The organism is Odoribacter sp. Z80 (genome assembly GCF_009935865.1).
Lineage (GTDB): Bacteria > Bacteroidota > Bacteroidia > Bacteroidales > Marinifilaceae > Odoribacter.
This window is the reverse complement of sequence record NZ_QWEL01000003.1, coordinates 77,776-90,427: the sequence shown is the minus strand read 5'-3', so window position 1 is coordinate 90,427 and position 12,652 is coordinate 77,776. Positions and strand designations below refer to the sequence as shown.

General features: G+C 42.9%; 12 protein-coding genes. 6 read left to right on the top strand and 6 right to left on the bottom strand.

Features of this window, described 5'->3' with window-relative positions; translation table 11 throughout:
• Positions 1–12 precede the first annotated feature (12 nt).
• The 6 genes from rpsT to D1136_RS03815 all read left to right on the top strand — a co-directional run bounded on the left by rpsT (position 13) and on the right by D1136_RS03815 (position 4,549).
• Entirely contained in the window at positions 13–264 is a 252-nt protein-coding gene (gene rpsT, locus D1136_RS03840; RefSeq protein ID WP_161876314.1) for a 30S ribosomal protein S20, read from the top strand.
• 154 nt (positions 265–418) lie between these two features.
• Positions 419–1,117: a DNA repair protein RadC gene (gene radC, locus D1136_RS03835; protein ID WP_237566981.1), complete on the top strand. Its 699-nt coding sequence runs from the start codon at positions 419–421 to the stop codon at positions 1,115–1,117.
• Positions 1,118–1,325: 208 nt separating this feature from the next.
• Positions 1,326–1,874 carry a nucleotide exchange factor GrpE gene (locus D1136_RS03830; protein WP_161876313.1) on the top strand — a complete coding sequence of 183 codons (549 nt, stop codon included), beginning with the start codon at positions 1,326–1,328 and terminating at the stop codon, positions 1,872–1,874.
• Positions 1,875–2,014: 140 nt separating this feature from the next.
• Positions 2,015–3,169, top strand: coding sequence for a molecular chaperone DnaJ (dnaJ, locus tag D1136_RS03825; RefSeq protein ID WP_161876312.1), 1,155 nt, complete (start codon positions 2,015–2,017; stop codon positions 3,167–3,169).
• Positions 3,170–3,263: 94 nt separating this feature from the next.
• Positions 3,264–3,845, top strand: coding sequence for a D-sedoheptulose 7-phosphate isomerase (gene lpcA, locus D1136_RS03820; RefSeq protein ID WP_161876311.1), 582 nt, complete (start codon positions 3,264–3,266; stop codon positions 3,843–3,845).
• Positions 3,846–3,871: 26 nt separating this feature from the next.
• Positions 3,872–4,549 carry an inorganic pyrophosphatase gene (locus D1136_RS03815; protein ID WP_161876310.1) on the top strand — a complete coding sequence of 226 codons (678 nt, stop codon included), beginning with the start codon at positions 3,872–3,874 and terminating at the stop codon, positions 4,547–4,549.
• Between the two features lies 1 nt (position 4,550).
• Here the strand turns inward: D1136_RS03815 and D1136_RS03810 are convergent, their stop codons facing one another.
• The 6 genes from D1136_RS03810 to nagB all read right to left on the bottom strand — a co-directional run bounded on the left by D1136_RS03810 (position 4,551) and on the right by nagB (position 12,641).
• Positions 4,551–6,083 carry a YifB family Mg chelatase-like AAA ATPase gene (locus D1136_RS03810; protein WP_161876309.1) on the bottom strand — a complete coding sequence of 511 codons (1,533 nt, stop codon included), beginning with the start codon at positions 6,081–6,083 and terminating at the stop codon, positions 4,551–4,553.
• Positions 6,084–6,131: 48 nt separating this feature from the next.
• Positions 6,132–6,950: a UDP-2,3-diacylglucosamine diphosphatase gene (locus D1136_RS03805; RefSeq protein ID WP_161876308.1), complete on the bottom strand. Its 819-nt coding sequence runs from the start codon at positions 6,948–6,950 to the stop codon at positions 6,132–6,134.
• 8 nt (positions 6,951–6,958) lie between these two features.
• On the bottom strand, positions 6,959–8,122 hold the full coding sequence (locus D1136_RS03800; protein ID WP_161876307.1) for a TlpA disulfide reductase family protein: 1,164 nt from the start codon (positions 8,120–8,122) through the stop codon (positions 6,959–6,961).
• A 66-nt stretch (positions 8,123–8,188) separates the two neighbouring features.
• The gene (locus tag D1136_RS03795) at positions 8,189–9,649 is read right to left on the bottom strand and encodes a redoxin domain-containing protein (protein WP_161876306.1); all 1,461 of its coding nucleotides are present in this window, start codon (positions 9,647–9,649) and stop codon (positions 8,189–8,191) included.
• A 137-nt stretch (positions 9,650–9,786) separates the two neighbouring features.
• Positions 9,787–10,677, bottom strand: a complete 891-nt coding sequence (locus tag D1136_RS03790; protein ID WP_161876305.1) for a sugar phosphate nucleotidyltransferase — start codon at positions 10,675–10,677, stop codon at positions 9,787–9,789.
• A 14-nt stretch (positions 10,678–10,691) separates the two neighbouring features.
• Complete coding sequence (gene nagB / locus D1136_RS03785) at positions 10,692–12,641, bottom strand: glucosamine-6-phosphate deaminase (protein ID WP_161876304.1); 1,950 nt, start codon at positions 12,639–12,641, stop codon at positions 10,692–10,694.
• Between the last annotated feature and the right edge of the window lie 11 nt (positions 12,642–12,652).

Genomic DNA, 12,652 nt, shown 5'->3' with positions numbered 1-12,652 from the left:
ATATTTGTAGAGATGGCAAATCATAAATCATCAGAAAAAAGAATCAGGCAGACTGCAACTAAAAGAGCACATAATCGTTATTATGCAAAAACTACTCGTAATGCTGTTAAGAAATTGCGTATGACGACAGAAAAGGCTGTTGCTGTAGAACTTTTGCCGAAAGTGGTTGCGATGCTGGATAAGTTGGCTAAGAAGAATATCATTCATGATAATAAAGCTGCCAATCTGAAATCTAAGTTGGCATTGCACGTTAACAAGCTGTAATTGATTATATAATCGTTATATATTTAGGAGATGAGTGAAAAACTCATCTCCTTTCTTTCATGTCTTTTAGAGGTATATTTGTTTTTTTTCTTTCATTTTTTTTGTAAATTGTTTATCCTAATCGTGGTGTATGATGGATGAACAATACATTTCCATGAAATCTTGGGCTCAAGATGAGCGTCCCCGTGAAAAATTACTTCAGCAGGGAGTTGCTTCTTTATCGTTGAGTGAATTATTTGCTATTCTGTTCCGGTCGGGAGTGGATGGGGAATCGGCTTTGAGTTTGGCGAGACGGGTATTGGCGGATTACCAGAATGACCTGAACATTTTAGCTCAGTGTGAGGTTCGGGAGTTGATGAATAATTATAAGGGGATAGGGATAGCAAAAGCTTCTGCTATTATTGCTGCAATGGAAATCGGCAGACGCCGGAAGCCGAAAGATGCGGATGCTTACACTCTGATTCGTTTTAGTAGGGATGCTTATGATTATATCCGTCGTTTTATGGAAGATTTGAGCCATGAAGAATTCTGGGTGATTTATCTGACCCAATCCAACCGGGTGAAAGGTTGTGAATGTCTTTCGTCCGGAGGTATGGATGGAACGGTTGTGGATGTCCGGGTTCTTTTCCGGAATGCACTGCACAGGAAAGCAGCTTATATCCTGATTGCCCATAATCATCCGGGAGGGACGCTAAGGCCCAGTTCTTATGATGAAATGATTACAAAGAAGATTTTTGAATCGGGAGATTTGTTGAATATCAAATTGTATGACCATATTATAGTGGGGCAAGGGGCTTATTTTAGTTTTGCCGATGAAGGTATGTTAAATTACTGGAGGAAAGCGGGAAGGTAGGTCTGGAAATGTGTAAAATGCCATATTGGCAGGTGAGAGGGGGAATTGTGACAACTTTTGGTAATGGCAAAGTTTTTGCTTAGTTTTGCTTTAGTAATTTTTATGAAATCCGGAATGTTTTTTTTCCGTACAACTTTTAAGCAATAATAAAACAAAATATGAAGTAATTCCTGTGAAGGGAGACTTTAGTTAACTAAAATCAAATGTTATGTCTAAGGATGTGAAAGATAACCAGGAACAAGAAGAACTGAATGAAATGCATGAAGATGCCGGACGGGAGCAGGAGGCTACAGAGAAGGAAGAATGCCGGCAAGCCGAGGAGTCGGACCGAAAATTGGCTGAGCTTAATGATAAATATTTGAGGTTATCAGCAGAATTTGATAATTACAGGAAGCGTACTTTGAAAGAGAGGATGGAACTTACGAAACATGCTGGGGAACAGATTCTGGAAAAAATCCTGCCTGTTATGGATAATTTCGAGCGAGCCCTTAAAAGTATGGAGACAGCAACTGATGTTCCTGCTTTGCGTGAAGGGGTGGAGTTGATTTATGCTAATTTCAAAGATTTTCTGGCTCAGAATGGAGTAAAGGAAATGGAATGTATTCATACGGATTTTGACCCGGAGCTTCAGGAAGCGGTTACTAAAATACCGGCTCCTGTGGAGGAGTTGAAGGGTAAGGTGGTGGATTGCATTCAGAAAGGATATACAATGAATGATAAAGTGATTCGTTTTCCGAAAGTGGTGGTGGGAGAATAAAAAGTGGAGAACCGGTGTGTGTCCGGTGTGAGATTGTTGCTGAAGGTGTTTGAAAATGATATATGTTATAATGTTTTGAAATGTTTGGGTTCGGATTTCAAAGGAATTGAAAATCCGGACCTGAAATTGAATCTGGAGTGATGGCTGAAAAAAGAGATTATTATGAAGTGTTGGGAGTGTCGAAAAATGCCGATGCTGCCGAAATAAAAAAAGCTTACCGTAAATTGGCTTTGCAATATCATCCGGATAGGAACCCCGGAAATAAAGATGCGGAAGAAAAATTTAAAGAGGCTGCGGAAGCATACGATGTGTTGAGTAACGAAGAGAAAAGACGCCGCTATGACCAGTTTGGTCATGCCGGTATGGGTGGTGCTGGTGGCTTTGGTGGTGGCGGTATGAGTATGGATGATATTTTTGCCCACTTTGGAGATATATTCGGAAGTTTTGGAGGCTTTGGCGGGTTCGGTGGTTTTGGTGGAGGGGGACGTTCAGCCCGGCGGGTGAATAAAGGTACTAATCTGCGGGTCAAGGTGAAGATGACTTTAGAGGAAATCGCTACAGGGATAGAAAAGAAAATTAAAGTGAAAAAATATGTAGCCGATACTCATTGTCATGGAACGGGAGCGAAAGACGGCACGTCGTTTACGACTTGTAATACTTGTCATGGCAGCGGTCAGATTACGCGGGTGCAGAATACTATTTTGGGGGCTATGCAGACCACTTCTACTTGCCCTACTTGTGAAGGAGAAGGGAAGATTATCAATGAGAAATGTCCTCATTGTAACGGGGAAGGCGTTCAGTTGTCGGAAGAAGTGATTACACTGAATATTCCGGCGGGAGTTGCTGACGGTATGCAGTTGGCTTTGAACGGTAAGGGAAATGCAGCCCGGCGGGGAGGAGTGAACGGGGATTTGATTGTGTTGATAGAGGAAGCGGAACATCCGGATTTTGTGCGGGATGGTAATGATCTGTTATACAATACTTTTATTGGATTTCCTGAGGCAGTATTGGGAGATTCGGTGGAAATTCCCACTTTGGAAGGTAAGGTAAAGGTGAAGATAGAACCCGGAACTCAACCCGGTAAAATTTTACGCTTGAAAGGCAGGGGAATTCCTGATGTGAATGGATATGGTAAAGGTGATTTGCTGGTGAAAGTTAATGTCTGGATACCTAAAAATTTATCACGGGAGGATAAGAAAGTTATGGAAGACCTGAAAGAGCAAACTTTTTTGAGACCGGTTAATGTAGAGAATAAAAAAGGTTTTTTTCGTAAGGTAAAAGACTTTTTTGAATAATGATTTGCTGAATAGGGTTGTAATATGTAGTTTTGTTCAGCCAATTATCGAATATCCGGTATTTATAAAGAGACGTTGGTGTAACCGAGAATCCATGAATTTAATAAAAAATAGCTTTTTAGATGCACAGCGGGTGCTGAATGATTTTATTGCGGATGAGAGGAATATGAAGCTTGTGTGTGAGGCAGGGGATATGTTGGTTGAGATGTTTCGGCGGGGAGGGAAGGTGTTTAGTTGTGGAAACGGAGGGTCTTTGTGTGATGCCATGCATTTTGCCGAAGAACTGACAGGACGTTTTCGTTCCGACCGTGTGGCTTTACCTGCAATTGCGTTAGCCGATCCTTCTCATATGAGTTGTGTCTCCAATGACATGGGATTTGATTCTGTCTTTTCCAGGTACGTTGAGGCATTGGGGCAGGCCGGGGATGTTTTGTTTGCTATCAGTACTTCCGGAAATTCCGGAAATGTGTTGCGGGCTATAGAAGTTGCTAAAGTCAAAGGAATGAAAGTGATTGGGTTGATGGGGAAGACCGGTGGGAAGATGAAGGATTTGTGCGATGTTTCTATTGTTGTACCCTGGCAAGAACATTCTGACCGGATACAGGAAATTCATATCAAGATTATTCATACTTTAATTGAATATATTGAATATTCATTATTTCAGATTCCGCAGTAAGTCTGAGGAAAAGTTTAATTAGTATTATGGGAAATAAAATTAATGACCCGATAGCCCGTTTGATGGGCTTGCGTTATAAATCACATCCGTGGCACGGCATAGAAGTCGGCACAGATGCACCGGAAGTAGTTACCGCTTTTATTGAAATGGTGCCTACAGATACGGTAAAGTACGAGTTGGATAAGGTCAGCGGATATATTAAGATAGACCGTCCTCAGAAGTATTCCAATGTCGTTCCGGCGCTTTATGGGTTTATTCCACAGAGTTATTGCGGTGATTTGGTGGCGGAATATGCTATGCAGCAGACCCAAAAGGCTGATATTAACGGTGACGGTGACCCTTTGGATATATGCGTGCTGACAGAGAGGACTATTGCTCATGGAGATATTCTGGCCCGGGTAAGGCCTATCGGCGGTTTCCGCATGTTGGACGGGAATGAGGCTGACGATAAGATTATTGCTGTCTTGAAACACGATGCAACCTATAATGTTTATAACGATATTTTAGAATTGCCGCATGTGGTGGTAGACCGTCTGAAACATTATTTTCTGACTTATAAGGATATGCCGGGTGAGGAGTGCCAGCGTAAGGTGGAAATAACGCATGTGTACGGAAAAGAAGAAGCTTATGAGGTTATCCGCAGAAGTTTAGAGGATTATAAAAATCATTTTGAGGGTTTAGAAGACATTCTGAGTAGGGTATAGTTCAATTGCCCCAGGTTTCCCGGTCCAGACTTCTGTATTGTATGGCTTCTGCTAAATGGGGAGGAAGGATGCGGTCTGAATTCTCCAGGTCGGCAATTGTCCGGGATAGTTTGATAATCCGGTCATAAGCTCTGGCTGAGAAACCGAATTTTTGCATAGCCATTTTGAGAAGCTGCATGCATTGTGAATCCAGAGGACAGAATTGTTTTAAAAGTGTTGGGTTCATTTGGGCGTTGCAATGTATGCCGGGATAATCTCTGAATCGTTTGGTTTGTCGTTGCCGGGCAGTGATAACCCGTTGCCGGATAACGGCACTTGGAGTAGATTCCTGGATGCCGGTTATTTTATCCAGCTCTACTGGTACGACTTCTATGTGCATGTCAATACGGTCTAACAACGGCCCGGATATTTTGGAGAGATAACGTTGTACGGCGCTTCCATTACAGGTACATTCTTTGGTTGGGTGGTTGTAATAACCGCACGGACAAGGATTCATGGAAGCAATCAGCATGAAATTAGCCGGATAGTCGACACTGTAGCGGGCCCGGCTGATGGTGATTTTTCGGTCTTCCAGGGGTTGGCGCAACACTTCCAGTACGCTTCGTTTAAATTCGGGGAGTTCGTCCAGAAATAAAACTCCGTTGGTAGCTAAAGAGATTTCTCCGGGATGGGGAATAGCACCTCCACCGATTAAAGCAATGTCGGAGATGGTGTGGTGGGGACTTCGGAAAGGACGGTGGGTGATCAGGGAGCAGTTGCGTGATAATTGGCCGGCGACGGAATGGATTTTAGTGGTTTCGAGCGATTCTTCTGTGTTCATGGGCGGTAAGATGCCCGATAGACGGCGGGCAAGCATGGTTTTTCCTGAGCCCGGACTGCCAATCATTAGTAAATTATGTGCTCCGGCAGCTGCAATCTCTAAGGCTCTTTTTACGTTTTCCTGACCTTTTACGTCTTTAAAATCATAGAATGAAAAATTTTCCTGCAGTTGGGACGAAGGATTAAAAGAGCAGGGAGGAAAGTTTCGGGTTTTATTCAGAAAGGCGATAACATCCCGGATATGACTGAATCCGAATACTTCGATGCCCTCAACAACAGCAGCTTCATTGGCGTTTTCAAGGGGAACGATTATTTGTTTGAAGCCTGCAAACCTTGCATTTATGGTGATGGGAAGAACGCCCTTTACAGGGACCAGACTTCCGTCGAGGGACAGCTCTCCTAAAATGATGCAATGTTCCAGGTTCTCACAGGTGAGTTGTTCATTAGCGGCCAGAATACCTATTGCCAGAGGAAGGTCATAGGCAGAGCCTTCTTTTTTGACATCTGCCGGTGCCATATTGATAATAACCCGTTTACCGGGAATGCGGGTTCCGATTTCCCGTAGTGCCGAATCAATTCTTTGCTGACTTTCTTTGACGGCATTGTCTGGCAGACCAACAATGATAAATTTTGCCCCGGTCAGAATATTAACTTCTAATGTGATGGTGGTAGCTTCAATTCCGTTGACGGCCCCACTGAATATTTTGACCAACATGACACTTTTCTTTATGGGTTAAGTTTCATGTAAGTTAAGAAAATTTTGTTAAACAGACAAGTCTTTCCGGGAATGAAGTTCTGTCTGATTTCCGTCAAAAACGGCATAGCTATAATAAGTGATCCAGTCTCCTGTATTGATATAGCGGCTTTTTTTGCCGATGGAGATATCGAGAGGAAGATGGCGGTGGCCGAAGATGTAGTAATCAAAATACTGTTGGCAGGCTGTCTGCTTACAGAAGCGGACGATTTCCTCCTGGTCCTCTCCCCGGAAAGAATCAGCTTCTATCCGGCCGTTTTCAAGCCGGGAGTGGGAAGACCATTTGCGGGCTAACCAGATGCCGATATCCGGATGAATCCAACGGAAGCAATGTTGCAAGAAAGAATTATGAAAAATTCGGTAAAGAAACAGGTAGCCTTTGTCTGAGGGATTGAGGGCGTCTCCATGTCCTATCAGGAATCGTTTGTTACGGATTGAAAAGATTTCATTATGGGGATGTAACCGTATTCCGCATTCTTTTTGAAGGTAATCGAAGGCCCATATATCATGGTTGCCGGTGAAAAAATGCACAGGAATTCCTGCATCTGTAAATTCGCAGATTTTGGCTAAAAACCGGATGTACCCTTTCGGTACAACTCTTTTATATTCGAACCAGAAATCAAAAATATCTCCTAAAAGAAATAAAATGCCACAGTCGGTCCGGATGGTTTCCAGCCATTTTACCAAGCGGTCTTCTCTGATTTGGTTGTCAGACAAGACGGGAGCTCCCAGATGGACGTCCGAAAGGAAATATGCTTTTTTCCCTTCGGGAAGTTCCAGAGGTATTTCTGACTGGGGGATGGCCGGATGGGTGTGTTTTTTCACCATGATAGCTCTTATCGGATTAAATCTTTTAACCTGTCTTCCAGACGGGAACCGGATAAATTTTTGCCTACAATCTCATATCGGGGATTGATGATATAGTTTGCCGGGATATTTTGAATATTCCACGATTGTGCGGCTCGACTGTTCAATCCGTCCGGGTCCCAGACACAAGGCCAGTTTATGCGGAAATATTTCACGGCTTTTTCCCAATCTGCTTTGTTGGGGTCGAGACACACCTGGTAGATTTCAACCCCTTTGTGTTTGAATTTATTATAAATTTTCCTGAGGTTTTCGATGGCAGCCGGCGCTCCTTCTGCCTGGAGAATAGTGAAATCCAGAATGATGTATTTTCCTTTGAAAGAGCTGAGAGAAAGAGTGTCATTCTGGATGTTGGCATATCGGATTTCCGGTAAAGAACCTTCACTGCTGGCAATCAATTGACGGAGTTTTTCTCCTTGTAGTGTCTGATTAATTTGTTTTAGATGGGTGAGGATGGCTTTGGTGTATGGTGATTCCGGATAGAGGGCCTGCAAAGATGAAGCCACGATTTTATAGGAATGTAAATTTTCCTGAGGAGTGAGAATAAAATTGTCTTTGTCAAATTTTTGATATAAGGCATAATAGGAAGCCGGAGAAATTGCATGCTTTAAAATGAAGTCCTTGGAGAAACTGATCTGTTTCGAAATAACAGAATCCCATTCTGCTGTCAGTCTTTGCCTTTCATTGTTCCCGGAGACATCCTGAGGAAGAGAGGTGTATATTTTTTGTAAAGAATCCATGTGGGATAAAGTGCGTTGATGCTGGAAGTTCAGAAGTTTAATCCAGAGGGAATGGTCGGAGCCGTCGACCCAATAATTCCGGGCAAGACCTTTCAACTGGCCGTTTATTTTTATTTGTTCGTCCGGCATAGCTAAAAGGGTGACGGATTCTCCGCTGTTTGTCCGGAGGTTATAAAAGGTAGGTAATTGGGTTGTCAATTTGAAAGAGAACCGGCCTTTTTTATCCGTACAGGTAGAGTCGACCGGGTAAGTTTTATCTACGTTCAGTTGTTCCAGATAAATTTTTTCTTTATCTGCCCCTTGGATAGTTCCGGATATGCTGACGTTTTTTTTATCTCCACAGGAAATAGCCAGTGTGATGATAGATAGAAAATATAAGATATTTTTTGTGCTCATGACAATAGATTCGATGATGATTTATTTTTACGAAAATACAATATTTTCGGTAAATGCAGTAATTTATTATTCCTTTGTAGGAATATCTATCCCTATTTTTTTGTATTCGTGGACCAGCATATCGGCGTATTGCTCAATGCTGAGTTTTTTGCCGATGATTTTTTTGTTTTTATCGAGCATGTACATAACGGGGGTGGCGTCTACATGATAGTACATTTGAAAGTTGGATTGTCGGTGGGGATCCCAGCAGTTGATGAAATCGAACAATTCATGGTCAATGATGAATCTTTCCCATTTTTCTTTTTCGTTGGCTCCGTGGACGGCAAAGATTTTGAAACCATAGGGTTTAAATCGGTCCAGTAATTTTTGCTTTATCTGGGGTACTTGTTTTTTGCAATGGCCGCAATTTTCCTCCCAGAAAAGTAGCAGGATAAAGGGAGCCTCCGTTTCATGAAGGCTTACCCAATTGCCTTCCAATGTCGGGAGTTTTAGTTCTACAGCCGTTTGACCGATAAGGTTATATTGAGTCAGGGCTATTTCCCGCTCCAGTTGCCTGAGATTTTCCTCGGTTCCTCCGAATTTCACCTGCCGTGAAAGGTAATAGCGTTTTCCCAGTTTTACCCATGCTTCATCCATTCCCATAATTTCGCTTTTTAAAGCATAATTAAAGCAAGTGGCAGTCATATATTGGAACATGGTTGTATTTCCCCGTGCTTTTTCTATGAGTCGGATTGCTTCCTGACAGATGGTATCCGGATGTTGGGGCAGCATTTTGCTGAAATAGTTTTCCAGCTTGTTTTTAAATCCGGGAATCCGGATGTATATGCTATCCTGGAGATTGATTCTTTCCCAGTAATGGTCTTTTTCGTAATAAAGTGTTTTCCGTAATATTTCTACTTCCCGGTCCGGGGTATTTTCTGCTATTTCTTTTGAAAAATCCGGGGTTTCGGTTTGAACGGAAAAGTTGACGAGAGCCATCAGGGCACTTCCCCTGTCACCTCGTCTTAGGGGTACCAGATAATCCTGGACCGTTCGGTCTATGGCTTTTAATTGTTCCAGGTATTTCTTTCTGGTGGTTTCTTCGTTTTTTTGAGGATGTTTGTCGTAAGCATCTTTGAGTTGCTGTTTTTCTCTGTTCTTGGATTGAATAAAACGTTGAAATTTCAAAAATTCCTGATTCTCTGGCGAGCCTTCAATGCGCATACTTCCCTGGATGTCCAGTGTATCTACCCAAACAGAAAAATTTTGTTGGTCACCGATGAGCAGGTCGAAATATTTGGTGCGGGAAAAAACCAGCAGGTAAAGTCCTCGTGCGAGTTTCTGTTGCTCATTCCGGAGAGTTCCTTTTCCTTGGGAGTTGAGTATGACACTATCCTGAACCAACAGTTTGCTGTCTGAGGTATAATATCCCAGTGTAACCTTTTGTCCTGCCATTTGTCTGACATGAATGTCAATGTGGTATTGAGCCTGGGTTACATTTAACTGAAGAAAAAAAATGGCGGGAAACAGAAAAAATAATTTACTCATGGAAGGGGATGCGGTAGTTTATCTAAGTAAATCGTTTATATGAAAAGATTGTCTGAAAACTCTTTAGTGAAGTTGTCAGCCGATTGACGGTAAGACAGCCTCACTAAAGGTTTCAGACAATTTCAGAAGTTTGCGAATTACAAATCCAGGTATTTGCCTTCTTTGTCAAATGCCGTTAAAGCGGCATTTACACCAGGAGTATCTTCTTTGTAAGTTACTCCAAACCATTTTGCATCGGTTTTCAGCACTTTTACCTGTGCTGTGTTATCCTTAATCATTTTGTCTACTACCTTGGGGATGTAGAATTCTGATTTCAGATTATCCTTGTTTGCCGGATAGAATTCGATGAACTGTTTTTCAATTTCCTGGAAAACTTTGGGTGTGAAAGCCCAGAAATTCATGGAAACCAAGTCGTTTGCATGTAATATTTTGCCACTATCCTGGTCTTTGATGGTTCCGTCCGGTTCAATTCCGATTTTCGTGCATTCGGTTACAGAAGTCAGATGCTGGTTGTTATCTGATTCGCATATTCCCCGGGATACGGTTCCGTTTTCAGACAGTGTAGCTGCCAATTGGTAGCCTACCAATCCAAATTCTTCGTCACTGGCTTCGTTGGCGAGGAAATCATGCGCTTTTACAAAAGCATCACTGCCGTAAAAATCGTCAGCATTCAATGCCGCGAAGGGTTCGTGAATAATATCTTTTGCACACCAAATGGCATGAGCTGTACCCCAAGGTTTTTCCCGCTCAATGGGTGGCATCCCTCCGGGCAGGTTTTCCATGCTTTGGTAGCAATAGTCTGTTTCTACCAAGTTCTCTGAATATTTACCGACGAAATCTTTAAATTCCTGAGCAAAACTTTCCCGGATGATAAAAACGATTTTGTCAAATCCTGCATGGACGGCATCATATACGGTATAGTGAAGCAGGGCCTTCTGGTGCGGTCCGAGTGGAGTAATCTGTTTCAGACTACCGAAACGGGAACCCATACCAGCTGCCATGACTAAAAGGGTTGTTTTCTTTTTCATACTGTTAAGATTTATTATTTCAGCGTATCTCCGTGTTTGTGAACATATTTGGCGAATACTTCGATAGCTTCATATTCGGCCATTCCCAGACGGTTGTATATATCTGCTGTGTTCCGGTTGCGGTCTTCTGCACGCTGCCAGAATTCACGGGGATCGTCTCCGGGGAAAGCGGGACCGTTGTTCTGGGAGCCGTGTTTGTAGATGGCTTTCCGTTTGATGGCTAATTCTGCCGGACTGATGGGCACAGCCATGTCTACTTTTTCAATTTCCCATTCCATCCATGCTCCACGATACCACCAAGTGTTACATTCTTTGAACCAATCATCACCGTCAACTACATTATAGGCACGGAGGATTGCATCCAGGCAAACACCGTGGGTTCCGTGCGGGTCTGCCAGGTCACCTGCTGCATAGATTTGGTGGGGTTTCACTTCCCGTAAAAGTTTTACGATAATATCTACGTCTGCCTGGCCTAACGGATTTTTCTTTACTGTTCCTGTTTCGTAAAACGGTAGATTCAAGAAATGTACTCTTTCTTCCGGTACGCCTAAGTAACGGTCGGCGCCACGGGCTTCTGCCCTGCGTAATGCCGCTTTGTATTTTAATAAATCGGAGGATTCGGGTTCATCCAGTTTTTTCAATTCGATATCTTTTTTCATCTGTTTGAACGCCTTTTCCATGGCGGAGAGGTCTCCTCCGGACAATTTGGTGAATGAGCAGGCAATGTCCATCTGCTGGTAGAGGTAGTCGTCTAATACGGCAATACTTCCGGAAGTTTCATAAGCGACATGAACTTCATGGCCCTGTTCCACCAGACGAGCAAAAGTACCTCCCATGGAAATGACATCATCGTCCGGGTGGGGACTGAAAATCAATACCCGTTTAGGATAAGGAGTAGCTCTTTCGGGACGGGTAGAATCGTCTGCATTGGGTTTCCCTCCCGGCCATCCGGTAATGGTGTGTTGTAAATCATTAAATACCTGGATATTTACCTTATTGGCAGAACCGAAAGTTTTAATCAGGTCGCTCATTCCGTTGTCTGTGTAATCTTTATTCTCGATTTTCAGAATCGGTTTGTTGACTTTCTGACAAAGCCAAATGACTGCTTTTCGGATCAGCTTATCACTCCATTCTACTTTACTTACCAACCAGGGCAGATTAGCGCGGGTTAATTCTTCTGCGGCACTTTCGTCAATGACGAACTGAACATTGGGATGAGTTTGCAGGAAAGTAGCAGGCACAGAGTCTGTAATTCCGCCTTCCACCGTTTTCTTTACGATCGGAGCTTTATTTTCACCCCAGGCCATCAGGATAATCTTATGAGATTTCATAATGGTGCCTACTCCCATTGTGATGGCGCGAGCCGGAACTTTGTCTATGCCTCCGAAGTCGCCTGATGCATCTTTCATGGTCAGTTCGTTCAGATAGACCATGCGGGTTTTGGATGTCATGGAGGAACCGGGTTCATTGAAACCGATATGGCCGGTGCGGCCGATGCCTAATATCTGGATATCAATACCTCCGGCAGCTTCAATGGCTTGTTCGTAAGTTTTACAGAAATCTTCGATTTCTTCATTTTTTAGAGTACCATCCGGAATATGAATGTTTTGGGGGTCTATATCAATGTGGTCGAACAGATGATGGTGCATGAAGTAATGGTAACTATGCTCCGATTCTTTCTGCATCGGCAGATATTCATCAAGATTGAAAGTAATGACATTTTTGAAGGACAATCCTTCTTCCCGGTGCATTCTCACTAATTCCTGATAGAGTTTAATAGGAGAGGAGCCGGTGGCCAGTCCTAATACACATTTTTTTCCCTTTGCCGTTTTTTCGCGGATAAGAGTTGCCATTTCCTGAGCTACAGCTTTTACTGCTTCCGAAGGTTTTTCGTAGATCTGAACAGGAACTTTTTCCAGCCTGTCTGCGCCTTCACCTTTTGCGATATAATTTTTTGTAATCATATGAAAGGATT